Here is a 20460-nt window from a genome sequence, read left to right on the forward strand (position 1 = left end):
GCGCTCTACCCAGTATTCCCAATTTGAGTTCTATTCTGTCTAATCGCGATCGCTCTTTCTAACCAGAAGATGCAGACCGATCGCAGATACAATCATAAGTAAAAGCAATTTGGTAAAAAATGGCTGAAATTATTGTCAAAAGTCTTAAAATTGGCTGTTGAACGGGGCTTGAAACCAGCCCTTAATTAATAGCAAAGTTTGTATATTTACGCACAGATGGCAACTGAAAACCTAAAAAAATATCTTCTTTTGGGACACCTAATTCAACCAATTCATTAGCAATTCCTACCTCTGTTCCATCTTGCTGAATCCAGATTTTACCGCTAATAATATCTAGATGCAGAACAGGCCAATATATGCGGTCTTGCTCGTGTCAAACTACATAACTAATTGATAATGATCGTGTTCTGTATCAAAAATTGTTTGTGCTTGAATACGATTATCCCAAACAGTACTAGCGTGTTGTTGAAGCAAATTCTTAATATATTGTCGATATTCCTCTAGCTTTGCCATTGTGCGTTCACTAAGTCTGCTGTAGGCATTCGCCTCCTGTTCAATATTATAAAATTGAAATGCAAAGGGGCGCAGAGTAGCACAGAGGTTTTAGAGAATTTGTGACAAAAACTTGCGTGTTCTTTCTTCTTTGGGGTGGCTGAAAAATGCGTCAGGGGTGGCTGACTCGACGAGGGAACCGCTATCCATTAAGATAACTCGATCGGCGACTTCACGCGCAAATCCTACTTCGTGGGTGACAACTACCATTGTCATCCCATCACGGGCGAGGTTTCGCATTACATCCAAAACTTCTCGTACCATTTCTGGATCTAAGGCTGAGGTGGGTTCGTCAAATAGCATGATTTTAGGTTGCATAGCTAAAGCACGTGCGATCGCAACTCGTTGCTGTTGTCCACCAGATAACTGTCCTGGATATTTCTGCGCCTGTTCTAAAATTCCTACTTTTTCTAATAGTTGCATCGCCAATTCTTCAGCTTTTGCCTTTGGCGATCGCCGTACCCAAATTGGTGCTAAAGAGATATTTTGCAATACCGTGAGATGAGGGAATAAATTAAATTGCTGAAATACCATTCCTACTTCTTTGCGAATGGTTTCAATATTTCGCAAGTCATGGCTGAGGGTAATGCCGTCGATTTCAATCCTTCCTTTTTGGTATTCTTCTAAAGCGTTAAATGTGCGGATAAAGGTAGATTTACCTGAACCAGATGGCCCCATCAACACTACAACTTCTCCACGCTTGACTGTCAAGCTCACACCCTGAAGAACGTGGAATTTTCCATACCACTTGTGAACATCTTCGGCAACAATGATTGATTGTATCTCTGACATAATATTTTAAATTCGATAATGGATATTATTTTTATAATGACTAATGTCCAATGACTAATTATTTAACTGTCTCTCTAACCGACGAGAAGCTAACGACATGGAATAACAAAAGACCCAATAAATAAATCCAATAAATAGATAAACTTCTGCATATCGACCAATAAATTGTGGTTGTGCCAATATGGAACGCGCAATACCTGTAAGTTCCACCAATCCCACCAATGATAAGAGAGAAGTGTCTTTAAATAAGCCGATAAACTGACCAACGATCGCAGGAATAACGGTACGTAAAGCTTGAGGTAAGACAATTAACAAAACCACCAAGGCTGTGTTTAATCCTAGCGCTTTCGAGGCTTCAATTTGACCGCGAGGAACTGACTGGAGTCCACCGCGCACGTTTTCTGCCATGTATGCAGCACTAAATAAAACCAATCCAGCAATTGCTCGTAATACCCGATCTAAACGCAAATCTGCTGATAGAAACAATGGCAGCATTACTTGAGCGAGGAACAAAATCCCAATCAGTGGTACTCCTCTGACGATTTCAATGTACAGGATAGAAAACCAACGGACTACTGGTAAATTGCTTGTGCGTCCTAAAGCCAATAAAACTCCAATGGGAAAGGAAAGTACAATACTGATTGCTGCCATAAGTAGGGTAAGTAGCAAACCGTTCCACAAATTTGTAGATACAGATTGCAATCCAAATCCACCGCCAAGTAGCCAAAGAATAATGGGGAAAGACAGTAACCATAATAGAGAAAGCCAAGGAGTTAGTAACTTAGTAAACTTTCCTCCAACCCAAAAACCTACAAATAGTAAAGCTGCAATTAACAGTAACCAGAGGCGAGATGTAAAGTCTAATGGTAAAGCAACTAACAAAATGCCGATGATAAAAGCAAACAAAGCAATTCTCAGCTTTGTTAATTGTTGCTTACCAAAGAATACACCCGCAGTTACAGCGCCTAAAGTTGAAGCGATCGCTAGCACAATCCAAGTTCGCCAATATAGCGTTTGCGGAAATCTGCCAACCAAAAATAAACGTAAGTTAACCTGAATTACTGCCCATTGTGCTTGAGTAGTTGCCCAAGTTAGAATTCCTCGCAGTATCCAAAAAATTAACGCTAAACAGACAACAGTTAACAAGCTGTTGTACCAAGTACTGAAGAGGTTTTTACGTAGCCAAGTTAATTTGTTATTTGTCATTGGTCATTTATCATTTGTAAAGACTCATACTTCAACCTCAGAAACTCAACTTCCGAGTCCAAAGGTGCAACTTCCGAGTCCAAAGGTGCAACTTCCGAGTTCAAAGGCTCAACTTCCGAGTTCAACTGCTTTCTTATCCCCTTTATCTTCCCCATTCCCCTCATCTCTCTTTAATTTGTACGCTGCGATTGAATAAATTCATGACTACAGAGATGATTAAACTCAGGGTGAGATAGGTGAGCATAATCAGTAATATCACTTCTACGGCTTTCCCAGTTTGGTTAAAGGTAGTGGAGGCGACAAAATAAATATCGGGGTAGCCGATCGCGATCGCTAAACTGGTATTTTTTGTCAAATTCAGATATTGACTCGTCAACGGTGGAATTATTACCCGCAAGGCTTGAGGAAAAACCACCAACCGCATAACTAACCCTGGTTTTAACCCGAGCGATCGCGCTGCTTCCCATTGTCCCTTTGGTACTGATTGAATCCCACCTCGAACAATTTCCGCAATAAACGCACCTGTGTAAAAAGTTAATCCCAACAGCAAAGCTGAAAACTCTGGTGATAGCGTAAACCAAGGAAGTTCTAAACCATTTTGACTAATGCCAACAAAGCCCCAAAGGGATATCTTATTTCCTGTTTTCGGAAAACTGAGAAATACAGCAAAGTACCAAAACAGCAATTGCAGTAGTAAAGGCGTATTGCGGAAAATCTCTACATAAACCATTGCGATATTCCGCACTAGCCAGTTGTCAGAAAGTCGGGCAATACCAGCACCTACCCCGACAATAGTTGTCAAAACAATTCCTGCGATCGCCACCCGCAAGGAGTTAATTAACCCCACCCACAAAGCATGACTATAGGTGTCAGTGGGTTTATAGCTAATCAGCGTCTCGCCAATATCAAAAGATGCTTGTTGCTTGAGAAAATCAAATCCAAACGGAATACCCAATTGCCGCAAATTGCGCTGGAGATTGCTCCACAGTATTACTACTAAAACTGCTGCTAAAAATACAGCAATGAGTTGTAAAGCAATCCGCCAAAAACGAACATCACGCCATATAGACGGTTTTAAATTAGTCATTTCTTACTTCTCCCCCTGTCCCCCGCTCACTGAGCGGAGCCGAAGTGTGCCCCCTTCTACCGGAACGGCGGAGAATAAAGCAGTCCGCCTTTGCTCCAGAGTTGATTTTGACCACGAGCTAGATTGAGTTTTGTTTTGGGGCCGAGATTGCGATCGTAAACTTCGGCGTAGTTACCGACGTGCTTAATTATTCTGGCTGCAAAGTCGTTTGTTAAGCCGAGTCCTTCGCCAAGGTTGCCTTCTGTTCCTAAAAAGCGCTTAATGTCTGGATCGGTACTAGTTGCAAACTGACCCACATTTTGGGAAGTAATACCCAATTCTTCAGCTTTTACCAGAGAATAAACCACCCACTTAACAGCATCTCCCCATCTAATATCTCCTTTGGCAACTGCTGGTGCAAGGGGTTCTGAAGAAATTACTTCATTGAGAATCACGTTATCTTCTGGTTTCGGTAGAATTGTCCCCCGCGAAACTAATGCTGAACGGTCAGCCGTAATGCCGTCGCAACGACCTTCGGCATAGGTAGCAAAGGTAACGTTAACGTCTTCAAAGACAACGGGTTTGTAAGTGATGCCTCTTTTCCGCATTTGATCTGCTAAGTTCTGTTCGGTAGTCGTGCCAGTTTGAACGCAGATTGCTTTATCCTTCAGGTCTGCTAGGGACTTAATGTTGCTACTTTTGCGAACCATTATGGCTTGTCCGTCGTAAAAGACCACGGGTGCAAATTCTAGACCTACGGAGGTATCGCGGCTAAGAGTCCAGGTAGTGTTGCGGCTGAGAACGTCCACTTCTCCGGTTTGCAAAGCTGTAAACCGCTCTTTGGAATTGAGATTGCGAAATTCTACTGCATCTGGGTTGTCAAATAAAGCTGCGGCGATCGCACGACAGACATCGACATCAATGCCGCTATACTTACCATCAGTCCCCACAAAGCTAAACCCTGGCACTTCGCCACTGACACCGCAAATTAACTGACCACGGCTTTTAATACTATCCCAGCGATTTCGAGTTGCTGGTGCAGATGCATTACTGCCTGGAGTGCTGGGTGTATTTGCTGTTTGTGAATCTCCACTACAAGCAGCGATCGCAAAAACTAAAGGTGCGATCGCTAAAATTAAAGCTGATTTACGCATAAATTTCATTGATATCGACAATCATAAATGTATTGCTCACTACAATCATTCTATAAAAACAATTTGTTGCTTGTAATATAAAACTTTACCAGCCTTTGTGCTAAATTTATTCGTTTTGAAAAACCGGATTTTAAGTTTTTACTTGTTTTTTAAAAACCTTAAATGCTAAATATAAATCTCTAAAGTTTGCTTAGATTTCCAAGTTTTATTTCAACTTTTCACTTACTATACTTGATATAAAAATACATACATTAAACCTGGAAAATAATATTAAATTTTCAGTTCATTAGTTTTATATTCTTTAATGGATAATATTTATAAAAATATATTTAGCGCTTCTTTAAGAATTAGCAAAAGAACCCCAGGAAATCTTATTCACAGCCCAGCATGAAAATCTGTTTATCCTATTTCAATGCCTCATGCCCCATACCCCATGCCCTAATTGCATACTTTGATGCGATCGGAAGTAGCCACACCAACCTAAAGAACTACCCCTAGCAGGTTAAACTAGGTCTGGTAACAACTGCTCCACCGTTCCTTATGAGGCTTTTATGGGAGCTAACCTCAAACAGATTGCCAACTATCTAGACAACCTTGGTTGGGACTACCGTTTTGATGATGAAGAAGACCGGATAATAACAGGTGTAGAAGCTGATAACCTAGAAGATTTTCTGATAGTTGTCCAGTTGGATGAAGAGGGAAAATTTTTTCGGGTATTCGCCCCCCAAGTTCTGTCAGGAATTCAAGACCACCCTCACAAGGGGGTTATCCTACAGACGATGCTTGCCATTTCCTGGGAAACCAAAATGTTGCAATGGGAGTATGACCCATCCGATGGTGAAATCCGTGCCATTATTGAGTTTCCTCTAGAAGACTCAATTCTCACAGAAAAGCAATTTCACCGTTGTCTGAGTGGGTTAATTCAGATTGTAGATGGCATAGCCATACCTCGCCTCAAAGAAGTGATGGCAACGGGTCTTGATCCGGGGAATATAGAACTTGGCGAAAGACTGTTACTCACTATCCAAGAAGAAGCTCCAGGATTGCTAGATTTGCTAGAAAAGGCAATGGAGGCACGGAAAAAGCGAGGAAGTTTTCCCAAGGAGTGAGACGGATCATCACTTAAATAGCTATACTCCAAAGTGATACCCTCACTATATACTGAAATTTTCTGGGGCTGGATATTATGACATCCTATGCAACCTCCTCTGCTAAAGCGGAAATGAGTGAACTACGGCGGTTGAAAGGCTTACTACCGCCAGAATTACAGAGCTGGGTCACGGTTGAAGGCACAACTGAGGTCAATCCACCCCTGGTTCGTTGCGAAGAAATTGGTAAAGACCAGGTAGAAATTCAAATTGACCTGGTGAAATGGGATGCCCTCGCAATGGATCAGCGTAATCTGTTGTTCTGGCATGAAGTTGCTCGCGTTCAAAATGACACAATTCCTAAAGATGGTTGGGAAATGGCAGCATTAGCCATTGGTTTAGGTGGTGCTGTCGGCGAATTGTGGGTACAAGATGGATTGCTGCTGGTGTTAGCTTTGTCGCTGTGTGGCGTGTCAGGCTGGCGACTGTACCAAAAGAATAGTGGGGAAAAGCAACTAAGAGAATTGCTGAATGCTGATGAGAAAGCGATCGCTTTGGCAACTCGTTTTGGTTATAGCCTACCCAATGCCTATAAGAGTCTCGGTAGCGCCTTGAAAACCCTGATTGACAATACTCCTAGTAAGCGCCAAAGGTCAAAATACGAAGCAAGACTCTCTGCCCTTAAGCGCAGTGCAAATAAAGCAAAAGCTAAATCCAAAACTCCAGATGAAGGCGGGTTGTAATTTAGGAGGGACGCGATTAATCGCGTCTGTACAATTAGGAGTGAAATCTAAACTTCAAACTCCTCACTCCTAATTCTGCCTTGGATTGGGAATGTCTACTAAGGGGCTGCTGCCTTGCTGATTAGCGGCAGCAATGCCTATTTCATAGAATCTTACTTTTTTCTTGACTACATCTTTATCAAACTCAAATTTTACAGAAGCTTTTACAGTTGGTTCAGCATTTTATGCGTTTGAGGGATCACACGCACGTGCTTGACAAACCCCTTCATCAAAGCTTGCCAGGTTAAAACTTGATCGGCGGTAGGCGCAAGCATAAGTATTGGGGAGAATTGTTCAGATACTGCTAGAGGCGTAACAGGTTGTAAAAATACTGAGATATCTGGACTAACCTCTGCCACCAACGAAGCTGAACGTTCCAACTCGGCTGGATCTGTGTTTTGAGACACAATTATCTTGACAAAAACATTTAAATATGAGTCATAACATAATTGGAGAAATTTAGCATGTTCTTGCCAATAGCTTTCGCCGCTAACACTGGGCAATTTGAAATCCATACCCACAGAGTCTAAATAGGGAAGAATCATCGCTAGTTGTTCTGAGCGATGTCCGCCAGTTTCTAAGTATATGGGTAGACCAGTTATGTCTCGCACTTGGGGTAGAAACTGCGTTAGAAATGGGGCATGAAGAAGTGGTTCACCCCCAGTTAAGCTAATGCTATCGTGTAGACAAGGTAGATTTTGCTGTTCCACCCATTCGATTAATATAGGTAATGGAACAGGGTTAGAGTGGATTTTAAAGTCGCGTAATCCAGGCGATCGCTCTATCCGACAAGTAGCAGGTGCATTCCAAGTGTGGGCGCTATCACAAAAGTGGCAGCGCAAATCACACAAAGCAAAACGAATAAATATTTGACGTGTCCCTACATTCAGTCCTTCCCCTTGAATGGCAGAAAAGACCTCAACTAGGCGTGCGGTAGGTGTAACCGTAGTTTTAGCAATCATTTGATGAGAGCAACGCGATCGCGCTGCGTCGACACAACAGCAAGGATGTTTCTTGGCTTCTTGTTCTATTGTGAATCGTCGCTAGCGATCTTCAATCTCAGCCCCGGTAAATAAAAATTAGTCCTTATTAATACTGATTCCAATATTCGGTTAGGTAATTTTGGAGGACAAAATAATGTTTGGCAGATTACATTATACATGGCAACGAAAGTGCAGAGCTTCATGACTAGCCAACCGACAGAGGTCGATTTTCCAGTTAATTCCCTAAACGACACGGCTATAATGCAGGTGCCCGCACGGTTGAGCGTGCTGGAGGCTTTAGGCTTTAAGCAAACCTGCCAAAGCTTAATTGGGCCCAATTCACATCCTAAACAAATCATCATTGACTTTCACCAAACTACTTTTATGGATAGTAGTGGTTTAGGTGCATTGGTGAGTAATTTTAAATATGCCCAAACTCAAGGTGTTACATTAACACTGCGGAATGTAACACCTCAAGTAATGGGAGTCTTAAAACTCACGGGATTGGATCAGGTTTTTCCCTTAGAGTCGGTTGACGATGGGTTGCTAATAGAACCAGAAGATTTAGTTGATAATCGGAAAACAACTTCCCGTAAAGTAGAGCCGTTACCTACTACTCATCCTTCTGTGGCATCTTGGATGAAACGCTTCTTAGATATTGTGGGATCTATAGTTGGTTTATTAATTACAGGAGTTTTGTTTATTCCGATTGCGATCGCTATTCAAATTAACGATCCTGGCCCCATTTTCTTTAGTCAAACCCGTTGTGGTTGGATGGGAAAGCGGTTTGAGATTTGGAAATTCCGCTCTATGTGTGTGGATGCAGAAGCGAAGAAATCCCAAGTTAAAAACCAAGTGCAAGGTGCATTTTTCAAGAATGAGAATGATCCCAGAATTACTAGGGTAGGGCGCTTTTTACGGCGAACTAGTCTTGATGAATTACCGCAATTTTGGAACGTCCTCAAAGGAGAAATGAGTTTAGTCGGTACTCGTCCACCTACACCCGATGAAGTCGAACGTTATGAAGTACCAGAGTGGCAACGTTTAGATGTAAAACCTGGTATGACTGGCGAATGGCAAGTCAATGGAAGGTCTACAGTCCGCAGTTTTGAAGATGTAATTCGCTTAGATTTGCAGTATCAAAAAAATTGGAGTTTGGTGTACGATTTAAAGCTAATTTTCAAAACTATAGCTATTCTATTTAATAGAAACAGTGGCGCTGTTTAGCTAACTACCCTTATTCACAATTTTTTGGTAATTCCCAACTCTCGCAATATTTATTAAATACACCCAAGCCCATAATGGGCTTGGGTGTATTTAAGGTTTTTACAGCACAAGTAAGTGAAATTATCCCGCCGCCTTCTCAAGACCAACTACTTCAATTTGTTGTACTTCTGGCAACAAACGCTTTACGCCTTGCTTAACAAACCCCTGCAAAAAACCAATCTGCTGATTTTGCTGAAATACCTTTTGTAAGTTTTGCCGCAAGTTTTCCAAATTCAAACCAGTCCCAGAATCTATTGCTATTTCCTGCTGTTGGAAATATTCAATTAGACTTAACCCAGCAACTCTAGTCAGATAAGCTGCACTTACTCCCTGCACTACGCCACCAGCAACAAAGGTAACGGCATTACTTTTAAGAACAGTACTAATTGCCTTTGTAGAAAGTTCTACTAAACCCAGTTTCAGCATTAAACTTCCCATTGTTCCAGCTACAGTTTGTGCCTGTTCTAGGGAAAATTTCTGCTGATAGATATTACCCAAGTCCATTACCATCTGAGCATTAATTGCCGCAGTCGCCAGAATATCAAGGGCTGGAACTGGGTTAGCAAAGGCAGCAGCCGCAGCTATCCATTGATATTGTTCAATAATTGGGGTGGCGCGATCGCGTCTGGTTCCATTCAGCCAGTTTTTCGCTTCAGCTTTCAGCAATCCGGCTTTCCTCATGGTTGTCACCCAAACTAGCCGTTGTCCCTGCTGTGCCAAAACTTCACCCAACTGCTGCGTCAACTGCTGGATATCTGCTGCTGGTTGTTCCATCCACTCTTGCACATTACCATCAGCTTCATGCTTTCGGACTTTGATAGCAATGGGAGAGGCGGCTGTTGCAACTACATTTCCCTGCATTCGCTGTTTCAATGACAGCAAGATGCTGGCGCTTTCATCGGCTAAATACTGGTCTTGTTTGTTGAAAACCAGGATTGTCGGCTGATTTGCTGCTTTTAGCTGCTGTAAGGTTTGAAATTCTGAGTCTGTCAAATCACCGTTTGTTAGGAACAGGACAAAATCAGATTTTGCAATTTCTGCTAAAACAGTTGCATCTGAATTGTCACCCGTTTCTCTAAATAAAGGTGCTGTTTCTTCCAAAGACACCCAGTTTTGTGTCTCTAGATTCTGCTTTAACACTTGAATTAAGGTGCTTTTACCTACGGATTTTCCACCAGTTACAGCCACTTGAATTTTTTGTCTATCTAATTCAAAGAACAATTGGGCAACTTGTTCTCGCAGTGTCTCTAATGCTGGATGGTTTTCTGATTCTTGTGCCAGTTGGTTAATTACAGTTTCAGTTTTAGCGATCGCACTTTCTACAGTCGCCCGATCCACAAGCATACCATTTAGCTGCTCTAAACTGTCTTTCGGGCGATTTTTTTGGAATAACCACAAACCACCACCGACAGCTAAGGCACTCAACAAACCAAACTCACCCACCTGCACTATGGAATCGTGCCAACTTTGTAACATCCACAGAGAAAAGGAAAGCCCCAATCCTCCTACTAAGATTGGTCGCTGCAACTTCACAACCATGATTTTCTGCGCCTTTTAGATGGCTATTTCTTCCAGAATAGATCAAAATAAAACAAAACCCCGTAATTTTTTATGATTACAGGGTATGTTTTATTTCTTATTTGGTGGCGGGAAGTGGATTTGAACCACTGACCTTCGGGTTATGAGCCCGACGAGCTACCAGGCTGCTCTATCCCGCGTTGCTCTCGACTTATTTATAGTAACTTATAGTCAAGAGTTTGGCAACTACAAAAACGATAATTCTCCAATTACTTCTAAACGCGTGTATTTTCCCAAGGTGGCAAACTTTTCACAGAGGCTTTCGGCTGCGCTAGGACTAATCCAACCCATTTGTTTAAGTAGGTGAATAGCAACGGCATGTTTGGCTCGTTTTGCCCCATCCATGACTTTGATTGCTAATCCCAAGCCTTCACCAAGTCTACCAATGCACTGAACTCCTTCAGCACCACTTTTACTGACTAGTTCCCCTGGAGTTAAACGCATCAGTTCCGTATCAAATTCTCCATCTCCTGCTACCATCGCGGGGTGATGAGTCATAGCTCGGACGATACGTTCCATATCCAGATTAGTACTAGAAGCTAACAGCGCATATAAAGATGCCATGTGACCCAGTTGCATTACATAAGTGGGTGCGCCACAGTCATCATGAGCGTTGATAAATTCTGCTGCTGGCATTCGCAGCAATTCTGCTACTTTGCCCAAAATCAATTGCTGTATTGGGTGCTTGCGATCTAAGTAGTTATTTAAGGGCCAACGGCGTTGCTGACAAACGGCTAACATTCCCGCATGTTTTCCAGAGCAATTGTATTCCAGAGGACTGTGTTTACCTTCAGGAATTGGACACTGGAGTATAGTTGGGTCAAGATCAGCCCGCCACAGGATGTTAAATACCTGTCGGACTTGATCTATGCTTCCTTTATGGGAACTTGTGATAATTGCTAAGTCGCGATCGCTAAGGTCATACCGTTCCAGTGTACCTGTAGTGGTGACTGCGAGTGCCTGAAATGGCTTGAGAGCTGAACGGATAAATGCAGCAGTTTCAGAATTGCCAGCAACGGTTAAAACCCGTCCGCGTTCGTCGCATACAACAGCCTGGACTATATGCCTGGATTCAATAATACCTTCCCGCAACAACCGGACTTCCAGTGCTGTGGCTTGAGTTCGTTTTCCCATTGTCATGGGTTTATATTTATTACCTTTTTTAATTAATTAATCATTGGTCATTAGTCATTAGTCCTTAGCTAATGACTAATGACCAATGACCAATGACTCTTTAAAACAAATGCCAAACTATCGTACCAGTAACGTACATTCCCGCCAAGCTAGCAAAGGTAAATTGTAACCGCCGCAGGATGGGTTTGATTTCGTATGCAACAATTAAGCGATCGCGGTTAAGGATTTCCTGTGGTTTCGTCCAAGTTTGGCCGTCGTACCAGCCGGACTCTTCATAAAATACTGTGGGACTGCAAAGACGATCACACACGTAGAACCAGCCTAAGTACAACCTTACCAGTGCCAGGACTACCCCAACACTAGCTGTTGCTGCACCACAAAGAATAAAATGTGCAATATACTTGTGGGGGGGAAAACTTGCTGCGGCTATAGGTGCTGCGATTAGCCAAGATAAACCCCAAATCCAAGCAATTTTCGTGATGTACTCGCGCAAATCTAAAGTGCTATCACGAAACAGCCAGGAAGTTTTTAACTCTTCGTACTCATTAAGCGGTTGTTGGTCTGTGGGAACTGGGCAATTTGAAACCGAAGACCTAATCATGTTGGCTTACCTTCACCCTCATCAGATTCTGGAAGGGAAATACGTTCTGCATGAATCCAGAACGCTTCTAAATTATAAAACTCCCGTTCTTTGGGCATCATGATGTGAACGATCACATCACCATAGTCTTGTAGTACCCAACTCCCCTCAACTTTTCCTTCTGTCCTTATGGGACGACGTTGCAACTCAGTTTCGACTTTTCCTTCAATTGCTTGAGCGATCGCTCTTACTTGTACTTTAGAATAGCCAGTCATCATCACAAAGTAATCGGCTAGGTAAGATACCTCTGCTACTTTGAGCAATAAAATCTCACCCGCTTTGCGGTCTGATGCAGCTTCTGCGATCGTTGCAGCTAATTTTCCGCTTTCCTCCTCGGTATGGGCGTGGCTCTTAACCACACTCTTCGTCAGTGGGACGGATTGTAATGGGAAATTTCCTTGGAAATAATCAGTCATTAAACCTCAGGTGCTTTTTTTCTTTTGGAACAATTGTTTACATTTACTTACAAATCACAAACAATTGATCTGAAAATGTATCAATAGGTTTTTTTGAATACTAACAAAAAAACGGGAACCTATGGGGTCTAGTTTGATAATTCACTGCTTAGATTTCGACAATAGCAATTAGCGGTTGCGGATGGCTATTGTGTAGCGATAAATTAACCAATAGCTTTTTAGCAAGGATTTCTGGTGAAATATAGTGTTGCCCTACTGGGGATTAATTGACTATTTGGGGTGACATCTAGGCTATTTACGGGTCAAAAGATTTATTTTTCAGCTTTTATCGCCATATTCCTCAGTTTCTCGAAATTGAACTTGAGTAAGTTGCAATTCCTCTAATGCCATCTTTAAGCTGAGATTTTTCTCATTTAACTCCCATGTTCGTTTGCGAACTTTCTCTTCTAGTACCTGGTTGTATACTTCTAGCTGTTCGTTAGTATCATTTTAGACTGTGATAAGTTGCTGAACTTCCAAAATCAAACTATTGAGCGAATTAGCCAAGATTCCAACTTCATCATTAGTTCTAACGGGTGTTTGTAAATCAAAATTAGATTTCTCTGTAACCTGTTGAGCAACATGGGTCACTTTGAATATGACGGGCAATGGCCTGACTAGTGAAAATTGCTAATAGTGTGGCGATCGCGATCGACACTAACAGGCTGCCTAAGATAATATTTAGAGGATAATCACGGGTATGTCTTCTCCCTGTCCGCGCAGTTCTTCGAGTACTTGAAATCCGTCTTTTCCAGGCAACCCTAAATCCAGAATTAACAAGTCAAAGGTTCCACTTTGCATCACATCTAGCATATACAACCCATCTGTCAGAATTGTTGTTGTGAACCCTTGCGATCGCAACTCTTTTTCAATAAATTAGGCAATCCGGGGTTCATCTTCAACGATGAGAATGCTGGGCATAGATACTCATTTTTTAGGGAATCGAGGGATAAAACAATGGTAAATATCGAACCTGTTCCTAACTGACTACGAAGTAATACTTGTCCAAAGTGAGCCTCTGCGATCGCTCGCACGATAGAAAGCCCAAGTCCAGAACATAATGATAGTAATCGCAATACTTATGTTAGTACGGTTCGGACAACGTTTAGCTTCTAAGTACAGCCCACCATAAACAGGGTGCGAAAATTATGCCCAACAGGAGCAAAATCGTAGGGGTTTTGGATTTAGCACTTTGTGCAATCTAACCCCATTGCTGTAGATTAAACTTCTTGTTTCGTAACTCTGTTGGACTGAATTGTTCCACGCTCTGCGATCAATGAGTAACACAATGACTCATACTGATTTAAAGCTTGTTCAAAAGCATAGTTTTCAACGGCATATTTGCGACTTTTATAACCCAGAGTTTTGACTTTTTCGGGGTTTTGGTACAAATCTAAAATTTCCATCGCTAGAGCTTGGGAATCTTCTGGAGGAACGATAACTCCGCCGCCACTTTGCCTGATGGCTCTTGCTGCTGTACCATTCTCAGGTACAGAGGCAACTAAGGCCGCTCCACTAGCAAGTAGCACTTGAATTTTTGATGGCATATTGAAGGATACAACATTTTTCTTTTGCACTACTAAACCAACATCGGCAGCTGCCAACATTTGTGGCAAAGATTTGCGGGGTTGAAATGGTAGGAGCAAAACGTTATCTGCACCGCAGTCTAGACATTCCTGTTGCAATCGCTGTAAACCTTTCGCCTCTCCAACGATGACAAAAACAATATCTGGGATATGGCGCAACACAGAAGCAGCTTTAACAACGCTTTCTAAGCCTTGGGTTAGGGCAATGTTACCAGAATAAAGTACTAAAAATTTGCCATTCAGGTTATGTGTTTCGCGGAAAGGGTTATTTTCTTGAGGCAAAGGGCGGATAAAATTTACATCAACCCAGTTAGGAATTTGCACAATTTTGTCAGCTTTTACGCCCTTAGATCGCAAATTGTCCACAAAACCATCGGCAATGACGCTAATCTTACTGGCAGTGTGGTAAGCAAATTTTTCCAACACTGTGAATAATTTTATAAGCCATTTATTTTTCAGAAGACCGACGTGAACGGCTGCTTCTGGTAATATATCTTGTAAATTTAAGATCACAGGACAAGCACGTAACCATCCTAAAAGAGCAACTGGCACACAGCTTGGCAAAGATGGCGATGTTGAGAGAATCACGTCTGGTCGCCAACCAAAGAGGGCAGGTACAAAACTAGTGACAACGAAACTAGCATCTAGTAACACCCGATCTAATAGGTTGGGTTGAGGACGAATCCAAACGTAACTGCGTTGAATTTGAACGCCATTTTTGTATTCGTTGAGATACCACTTGCCCCGATATTCATGGTAAATTTGACGCTCAGGGTAGTTGGGCATAGCAGTGACTACGCGCACTTGATGCCCACGCTTCACTAGTCCCTCTGCTAATTCAGTCATCAGTGGGGCAATACCAATTGGCTCTGGATAGTAGTTGTAAGAGTAAATTAAAATTCGCATAAAAGTTAGTCTGAAGTACCCCGGTTTTTTGTTGAATGATAAATATTTTTCTTCAACATTTTTCAGAGCTTGGAAACTCTTATATTTAATTGTGACTTCAGACTCTTTTTCTGTCAGGGATTTTTCTTAAAGATTGAGTAAACTTAGATATTAAATACTTAGAGGAAGTGTGAATTTTTTTTACTATTTAAGTAGGCTTCAAATTTTTAACTTTTGATTGGTACGTAAGTATAAACCCTGGGTATTTTGATATTAATTAAGACTATTTAACAATATTATTGAATGAGCGAGCGCCCTTGTATTTTCTCCTTTTTTGCTGGTTCGGGATTCCTAGATTTAGGTTTTGAAACTAGCGGTTTTAATATTGTCTACGTCAATGAAATTTTTTCACCATTCATGGCAGCATACCGCTATTCACGGCAGATTCTCAATCTGCCATTGCCAGAATACGGGTATCATCACGGAGTTGCGGGAGATATAACTCAACTTCACGAAGGTTTACAAGCACAACGCCTCCGGGAGTTAGTACAAGACTGCCGCAAATCTAATAATATTGTGGGCTTCATTGGTGGTCCTCCCTGTCCTGATTTTTCTATTGGCGGGAAAAATAGAGGACGATTAGGAGATAATGGCAAGCTTTCCGCTTCTTACGTTGAATTAATTTGCCGCAATCTTCCAGAGTTCTTTTTATTTGAGAACGTTAAGGGTTTGTGGAAAACGGCAAAACACCGTTTATTCTTTGAATCGCTTAAACAACAATTACTAGAAGCAGGCTATATCTTAACAGAGCGATTAATTAATGCTATCGAATATGGTGTACCCCAGGATAGAGAAAGAATTATTCTTATTGGTTTCCGAAATAATTTTATCAAGGATGTAGGAATAAAATTTGGTAGTAAAAAGTTACTCACTGAAAATACTTTTCCTTGGAGAAATCATATTTTATATCCTCAAGAAAATGTTTTTGCTTACCCTTGGCTTAAGTGCGATCCATTCCAAGAAAATTCCATTATGCTTTGTCCTAAAAGCATCCCTCAAGAATTAACAGTTGAATACTGGTTTAAAAAAAATAATGTGCTGAAGCACCCCAATGCTGAAAACTATTTTAAACCAAGGGCAGGTATCACAAAATTTGCTGTTATTGATGAAGGAGATGATTCTAAAAAGTCTTTCAAGCGTCTTCACCGATGGCGTTACTCTCCGACAGCTTGCTATGGAAATAATGAAGTACATTTGCATCCCTATAAAATCCGCCGTATATCTGTAGCGGAAGCTTTAGCTATCCAATCTTTACCTGCAAATTTTGTACTTCCAGAGAATATCTCGCTGACAAATATGTTTAAGACTATTGGTAATGGCGTACCATATTTGGCATCCAATGCGTTAGCTAAAACTATTACTAACTTCTTAGAAATTGGTGTAAAAAATGCTGTTAATATTTCTAATATTACTAAGCCTAATGTCAACTTAAACACTTGTAATAATTCCGTAACATTTACAGAACCAACATCAAAAATAAGTTAGTAGCTTGTTTTCAGAATAAATTCGTAATAAATATGGTTTAATATATAAGAAATGTTTTAATTTTTTATAAAGTTTAATAATCAATTACTGGCAGAAGACACAATGGCAGCAGACTATCCAGATATTGATATTGCGCCATTTATCGATCACGCCCTGTTAACGCCAACGGCTACTCCAGAGCAGGTTCAGCAGTGGTGTGAAGAAGCATATAGATTCAATTTTGCGGCAGTTTGCTTGTACCCCACTTATGTCAAACAAGCTGTCGAACTCCTTTACGGCAAAAACCCGAAAGTCTGTACGGTAATTGGCTTTCCCTCTGGTGCTACCACTTCAGCTGTGAAACTCTATGAAGCTCAAGAAGCGGCGGATAATGGAGCCACTGAATTGGATGTGGTCATAAACTTGGGCTGGTTGAAAGCTGGTAAAACTGAAGAAATCCACCGGGAAATTGCCGAAATTTGTGAAGAGACTGGGCAAACTGTCAAGGTAATTTTGGAAACTAATCTGTTGACAGATGCGGAGAAAAAAATAGCTGCTGAAATAGCTATGGAGGCGGGGGCAGCTTTCTTAAAAACTAGTACAGGTTGGAATGGTGGCGCAACAGTGGCAGATGTGAGGCTTTTGCAGGAATTGGCAAAAGAAAGAGTAGGAATTAAAGCTTCAGGTGGTATCCACACTATCAATCAAGCCCTAGACTTAATCGTAGCGGGTGCTACCAGATTAGGCACATCTCGCGGTATCGATTTGATCCGCCAGCGCGATAATCTGGGGAAGGGTGAATAGTCATTTGTTTCTCTTCCTAACCTGCGAAAAACTGCGGGCACATCTTTGCCCTTTGTCCTAACCCAATGACCAATTTTAGATTTTGGATTGAAGGATTCGAAGGATTCAAAATTTAAACCTGGTTTCAGAGCAGCTAGTTTCAACTATGGAAAAATCTAAAATCTTTGCATTCCTTTTGTAAGTCCCTACTTTTAGGTATGGCGTTAATTTAAAATCCAAAATCCAAAATTGATTGGCTAATGACTAATGAGTAATGAGTAGAACCTACAAAGCAACCGGAATTAATCTTAAAACTCAGGTGCTGGGAGAATCAGATAAAATAGTGACCATTTTGACACCAGAATTCGGTCTGATTCGAGCAGTGGCTCCAGGGGCACGAAAGCACAACTCCAGCTTGGGCGGCAGGAGTGGGATGTTTGTTGTGAATGAACTATTGATCGCGAAAGGGCGATCGCTTGATAAAATTACTCAAGCACAGACGTTAAAAACTTATCCTGGTTTAGCTAAAGATTTGGGAAAATTGGCTGCTAGCCAATATTTAGCAGAAATAGTCCTCTCTCAAGCTTTGAGCGAACAACCCCAAGAAGAACTTTATGAGTTGTTTAACGAACATCTCCATCGGTTAGAAGCATTGTCTAGTACAAATGCTTCTGGTGTTTTGGCTCATCTGGCTCATGGGGTGTTTCACCTTTTAGCCTTAGCAGGAGTAACGCCGCAAGTGCAAGTATGCTGCTTATCTGGGCGCTCCCTCAAGCCAGACTTTACAGACCCCAACTGGCAGATAGGATTTAGCGTTCCTACAGGTGGAACGATTTGCTTAGAAACTTGGCAACGTTTACGAACACAGAAAGAGGGGGAGATTAATAACCAATACCCCATTCCCCATATCCCATTACCCGTGTCCCACGCCCAAACAGTTGTTGTGCATCGGCAAGAAATACCTTTGATTTCTAGTCGTCTGGGTGCTATGGAACTGGCTTTGCTTCAACATCTGTCACAACCAGAGATAATGCAAATTGATGGTGCTAGAGACCATAACTGGTTATCTGTTGAGCAGATTTTGCGCCAGTATGCTCAGTATCAATTAGGTCGCCCTATTCGCTCTGCTACCTTGATCGATTCTTATTTTGCTGCCAACCATGATGCAACCATCTGATTTGGATAAAAAAATCCTGCCTTTGTCACCAAGCCTCGTTAAAAAACAGAATAGGATAGCAGATCCTAACGTCAAGAATCACTTGAGTGCAGTTTCAAAGTGTACACCTAGTCAAATCAATAGCCAAGAAATGTCTCCAAAAGACGTTTCTAAAAACGATCAAAGTTGGACAGCCCAGATCCCAAAAAGTGATGTTCCAAGCCAATCAGAAATACAATCTGAGGACAAATTAACTACTGCTGAGGCAAATAGCAACGGGCAGAGTTTGCCAGTAGCTACTACCCCAGAAACAGAATCACCCAAATTAGATGGATCTGGTTCAGGTGGAGAAGCTGTTTCCGGGAATGTAACACAGCAGGGGTTTTTGCCTGTATTAAAAAACCCTAATTTCCTCGCTCTTTGGGGCGGTCAAGTTTTCTCCCAACTAGCAGATAAAGTTTATTTGGTGCTGATGATTGCTTTGATTAATACTCAGTTTCAGGCTAGTAATCAGAGTATTAGTGGTTGGGTGTCAGTATTGATGATGGCTTTTACGATTCCAGCCGTATTATTTGGTTCCGTTGCTGGCGTTTTTGTTGATCGTTGGTCAAAAAAGGCTGTGCTGGTGGCAACGAATATTTGGCGCGGTATCCTGGTTTTGTCAATTCCCTTCCTGCTGTGGTTGACTCATGGCTGGAAACCCATAGGAGTTATGCCAGTAGGTTTTTTGATCATCCTGGGTGTGACTTTTCTAGTTTCCACACTGACACAGTTTTTTGCACCGGCAGAACAGGCGGCAATTCCCTTAGTGGTAGAAGAACAGCATTTACTCTCAGCTAATTCGCTTTATACGACAACGATGATGGCATCGGTGATTGTTGGGTTTGCTGTTGGGGAACCATTATTAGCGATCGCAGATGGACTTTGGTCGCAAATTGGTGGTAGCGGTAGTTTGGGCAAAGAACTTTTAGTAGGTGGTAGTTATGCGATCGCTGGACTAATTTTATTTCTCCTAGCAACTAAGGAAAAACACCACCACCCTGATACAGAATTCCCTCACGTATTCTCTGATTTGCGAGATGGTTTTGCCTACCTCAAAGCAAATCATAGCGTCCGTAATGCTTTGCTTCAGTTAATTATCTTGTTTTCTGTCTTTGCAGCATTAACTGTTCTAGCTGTTCGGATGGCAGAAATAATTCCTAATATGAAAGCTTCCCAATTTGGCTTTTTACTAGCAGCTGGTGGTGTTGGCATTGCTGCGGGAGCAACAATTCTCGGTCAATTTGGTCAACGCTTTTCCTATACCCAACTAAGTCTTTGTGGTTGTATGGGTATGGCAGCATCCCTGATTGGTCTATCAATTTTTACAACCCAACTGTGGCTAGTCCTGTTACTGGTGGCATTATTAGGTATCTTTGGGGCTCTAGTGGGAATTCCCATGCAAACCGCAATCCAAACAGAAACACCACCAGAAATGCGTGGTAAAGTATTTGGTTTGCAAAATAATGTAATTAATATTGCTCTTTCCTTACCTTTAGCTTTAGCAGGAGTAGCAGAAACCTTTTTGGGATTACAGGTAGTTTTTTTGGGATTAGCTGCGATCGTCTTTTTAGGAGGTATATTAACGTGGTATAACTCACACAAGTAGTTATCAGCTAACAGGAGCTATTATTCATTACCTTTAAGTAATTAATATTTACTTAAAGATTTTGTGTTCATGCTAAACTGTGGTCAGTGAAAATTTATCATATACTTGTGGGATATCAATCTGACATTAGTCAGAATAAGTTGTTTAAGTATCATAAATTAACAACTTATACGTAAAATAAA

At 41.6% G+C, this 20460-nt stretch carries 18 protein-coding genes, 1 tRNA gene and 3 pseudogenes; 7 read left to right on the forward strand and 15 right to left on the reverse strand.

The window, feature by feature from the left end; translation table 11 throughout:
• Positions 1 to 181: 181 nt before the first annotated feature.
• The 5 genes and pseudogenes from FBB35_RS00725 to FBB35_RS00745 form a co-directional block, all read right to left on the reverse strand.
• Positions 182 to 513: pseudogene (locus tag FBB35_RS00725) on the reverse strand (XisI protein).
• A 90-nt stretch (positions 514 to 603) separates the two neighbouring features.
• Positions 604 to 1344: an amino acid ABC transporter ATP-binding protein gene (locus FBB35_RS00730; RefSeq protein ID WP_174708074.1), complete on the reverse strand. Its 741-nt coding sequence runs from the start codon at positions 1342 to 1344 to the stop codon at positions 604 to 606.
• A 54-nt stretch (positions 1345 to 1398) separates the two neighbouring features.
• Positions 1399 to 2550: an amino acid ABC transporter permease gene (locus FBB35_RS00735; protein WP_174708075.1), complete on the reverse strand. Its 1152-nt coding sequence runs from the start codon at positions 2548 to 2550 to the stop codon at positions 1399 to 1401.
• A 160-nt stretch (positions 2551 to 2710) separates the two neighbouring features.
• Positions 2711 to 3637, reverse strand: a complete 927-nt coding sequence (locus tag FBB35_RS00740; RefSeq protein ID WP_174708076.1) for an amino acid ABC transporter permease — start codon at positions 3635 to 3637, stop codon at positions 2711 to 2713.
• A gap of 56 nt (positions 3638 to 3693) precedes the next feature.
• The gene (locus tag FBB35_RS00745) at positions 3694 to 4770 is read right to left on the reverse strand and encodes an amino acid ABC transporter substrate-binding protein (RefSeq protein WP_174708077.1); all 1077 of its coding nucleotides are present in this window, start codon (positions 4768 to 4770) and stop codon (positions 3694 to 3696) included.
• 551 nt (positions 4771 to 5321) lie between these two features.
• Between FBB35_RS00745 and FBB35_RS00750 the strand changes: the two genes are divergently transcribed.
• Both FBB35_RS00750 and FBB35_RS00755 read left to right on the forward strand, forming a co-directional pair.
• Complete coding sequence (locus FBB35_RS00750; protein ID WP_114085028.1) at positions 5322 to 5879, forward strand: hypothetical protein; 558 nt, start codon at positions 5322 to 5324, stop codon at positions 5877 to 5879.
• Positions 5880 to 5956: 77 nt separating this feature from the next.
• Positions 5957 to 6601: a DUF3318 domain-containing protein gene (locus tag FBB35_RS00755; RefSeq protein WP_094342488.1), complete on the forward strand. Its 645-nt coding sequence runs from the start codon at positions 5957 to 5959 to the stop codon at positions 6599 to 6601.
• 203 nt (positions 6602 to 6804) lie between these two features.
• Here FBB35_RS00755 and FBB35_RS00760 read toward each other — a convergent pair whose 3' ends face one another.
• A complete protein-coding gene (locus FBB35_RS00760) occupies positions 6805 to 7602 on the reverse strand; it encodes a 7-carboxy-7-deazaguanine synthase QueE (RefSeq protein WP_174708078.1) in 798 nt (265 codons plus the stop codon).
• A 198-nt stretch (positions 7603 to 7800) separates the two neighbouring features.
• On the opposite strand from FBB35_RS00760, the gene FBB35_RS00765 reads away from it, so the two are divergent.
• Complete coding sequence (locus FBB35_RS00765) at positions 7801 to 8850, forward strand: sugar transferase (protein ID WP_174708079.1); 1050 nt, start codon at positions 7801 to 7803, stop codon at positions 8848 to 8850.
• A 120-nt stretch (positions 8851 to 8970) separates the two neighbouring features.
• Here the strand turns inward: FBB35_RS00765 and FBB35_RS00770 are convergent, their stop codons facing one another.
• The 9 genes and pseudogenes from FBB35_RS00770 to FBB35_RS00810 all read right to left on the reverse strand — a co-directional run bounded on the left by FBB35_RS00770 (position 8971) and on the right by FBB35_RS00810 (position 15188).
• Positions 8971 to 10428, reverse strand: a complete 1458-nt coding sequence (locus FBB35_RS00770; protein ID WP_174708080.1) for a YcjF family protein — start codon at positions 10426 to 10428, stop codon at positions 8971 to 8973.
• A gap of 102 nt (positions 10429 to 10530) precedes the next feature.
• Positions 10531 to 10607: transfer RNA gene (locus FBB35_RS00775), tRNA-Met, on the reverse strand.
• A gap of 46 nt (positions 10608 to 10653) precedes the next feature.
• A complete protein-coding gene (locus FBB35_RS00780; protein ID WP_174708081.1) occupies positions 10654 to 11607 on the reverse strand; it encodes an asparaginase in 954 nt (317 codons plus the stop codon).
• A gap of 94 nt (positions 11608 to 11701) precedes the next feature.
• Positions 11702 to 12202 (reverse strand): CGLD27 family protein, encoded by a 501-nt coding sequence (locus FBB35_RS00785; RefSeq protein WP_174708082.1) that lies wholly within the window; start codon positions 12200 to 12202, stop codon positions 11702 to 11704.
• Complete coding sequence (rsfS, locus tag FBB35_RS00790) at positions 12199 to 12657, reverse strand: ribosome silencing factor (protein ID WP_174708083.1); 459 nt, start codon at positions 12655 to 12657, stop codon at positions 12199 to 12201. The genes FBB35_RS00785 and rsfS overlap by 4 nt, the downstream gene beginning before the upstream one ends.
• Before the next feature lie 489 nt (positions 12658 to 13146).
• Entirely contained in the window at positions 13147 to 13287 is a 141-nt protein-coding gene (locus tag FBB35_RS34095) for a HAMP domain-containing protein (protein WP_254625777.1), read from the reverse strand.
• A 93-nt stretch (positions 13288 to 13380) separates the two neighbouring features.
• Positions 13381 to 13569 (reverse strand): annotated as a pseudogene (locus FBB35_RS00800) (response regulator); the annotation flags it as partial.
• 61 nt (positions 13570 to 13630) lie between these two features.
• A pseudogene (locus FBB35_RS00805) lies at positions 13631 to 13751 on the reverse strand (ATP-binding protein); the annotation flags it as partial.
• 165 nt (positions 13752 to 13916) lie between these two features.
• Entirely contained in the window at positions 13917 to 15188 is a 1272-nt protein-coding gene (locus FBB35_RS00810) for a glycosyltransferase family 4 protein (protein WP_174708084.1), read from the reverse strand.
• Positions 15189 to 15470: 282 nt separating this feature from the next.
• On the opposite strand from FBB35_RS00810, the gene FBB35_RS00815 reads away from it, so the two are divergent.
• The 4 genes from FBB35_RS00815 to FBB35_RS00830 all read left to right on the forward strand — a co-directional run bounded on the left by FBB35_RS00815 (position 15471) and on the right by FBB35_RS00830 (position 20278).
• Positions 15471 to 16712 (forward strand): DNA cytosine methyltransferase, encoded by a 1242-nt coding sequence (locus tag FBB35_RS00815; protein ID WP_174708085.1) that lies wholly within the window; start codon positions 15471 to 15473, stop codon positions 16710 to 16712.
• Between the two features lie 102 nt (positions 16713 to 16814).
• Positions 16815 to 17495: a deoxyribose-phosphate aldolase gene (gene deoC, locus FBB35_RS00820; protein ID WP_174708086.1), complete on the forward strand. Its 681-nt coding sequence runs from the start codon at positions 16815 to 16817 to the stop codon at positions 17493 to 17495.
• A 253-nt stretch (positions 17496 to 17748) separates the two neighbouring features.
• Positions 17749 to 18651 (forward strand): DNA repair protein RecO, encoded by a 903-nt coding sequence (recO, locus tag FBB35_RS00825; protein WP_174708087.1) that lies wholly within the window; start codon positions 17749 to 17751, stop codon positions 18649 to 18651.
• Positions 18638 to 20278, forward strand: coding sequence for an MFS transporter (locus FBB35_RS00830; RefSeq protein ID WP_174713487.1), 1641 nt, complete (start codon positions 18638 to 18640; stop codon positions 20276 to 20278). The genes recO and FBB35_RS00830 overlap by 14 nt, the downstream gene beginning before the upstream one ends.
• Positions 20279 to 20460 lie beyond the last annotated feature (182 nt).

The organism is Nostoc sp. TCL240-02 (genome assembly GCF_013343235.1).
Classification (GTDB): Bacteria; Cyanobacteriota; Cyanobacteriia; order Cyanobacteriales; family Nostocaceae; genus Nostoc.

Coding starts and splice junctions, on each gene's coding strand:
- FBB35_RS00810 (WP_174708084.1), bottom strand. CDS start 15,188: ATGCGAATTTTAATTTACTCTTACAACTACTATCCAGAGCCAATTGGT.
- FBB35_RS00760 (WP_174708078.1), bottom strand. CDS start 7,602: ATGATTGCTAAAACTACGGTTACACCTACCGCACGCCTAGTTGAGGTC.
- FBB35_RS00815 (WP_174708085.1), top strand. CDS start 15,471: ATGAGCGAGCGCCCTTGTATTTTCTCCTTTTTTGCTGGTTCGGGATTC.
- deoC (WP_174708086.1), top strand. CDS start 16,815: ATGGCAGCAGACTATCCAGATATTGATATTGCGCCATTTATCGATCAC.
- FBB35_RS00785 (WP_174708082.1), bottom strand. CDS start 12,202: ATGATTAGGTCTTCGGTTTCAAATTGCCCAGTTCCCACAGACCAACAA.
- FBB35_RS00830 (WP_174713487.1), top strand. CDS start 18,638: ATGCAACCATCTGATTTGGATAAAAAAATCCTGCCTTTGTCACCAAGC.
- FBB35_RS00745 (WP_174708077.1), bottom strand. CDS start 4,770: ATGCGTAAATCAGCTTTAATTTTAGCGATCGCACCTTTAGTTTTTGCG.
- recO (WP_174708087.1), top strand. CDS start 17,749: ATGAGTAGAACCTACAAAGCAACCGGAATTAATCTTAAAACTCAGGTG.
- FBB35_RS00770 (WP_174708080.1), bottom strand. CDS start 10,428: ATGGTTGTGAAGTTGCAGCGACCAATCTTAGTAGGAGGATTGGGGCTT.
- FBB35_RS00730 (WP_174708074.1), bottom strand. CDS start 1,344: ATGTCAGAGATACAATCAATCATTGTTGCCGAAGATGTTCACAAGTGG.
- FBB35_RS00740 (WP_174708076.1), bottom strand. CDS start 3,637: ATGACTAATTTAAAACCGTCTATATGGCGTGATGTTCGTTTTTGGCGG.
- rsfS (WP_174708083.1), bottom strand. CDS start 12,657: ATGACTGATTATTTCCAAGGAAATTTCCCATTACAATCCGTCCCACTG.
- FBB35_RS00755 (WP_094342488.1), top strand. CDS start 5,957: ATGACATCCTATGCAACCTCCTCTGCTAAAGCGGAAATGAGTGAACTA.
- FBB35_RS00735 (WP_174708075.1), bottom strand. CDS start 2,550: ATGACAAATAACAAATTAACTTGGCTACGTAAAAACCTCTTCAGTACT.
- FBB35_RS00780 (WP_174708081.1), bottom strand. CDS start 11,607: ATGACAATGGGAAAACGAACTCAAGCCACAGCACTGGAAGTCCGGTTG.
- FBB35_RS00765 (WP_174708079.1), top strand. CDS start 7,801: ATGGCAACGAAAGTGCAGAGCTTCATGACTAGCCAACCGACAGAGGTC.
- FBB35_RS00750 (WP_114085028.1), top strand. CDS start 5,322: ATGGGAGCTAACCTCAAACAGATTGCCAACTATCTAGACAACCTTGGT.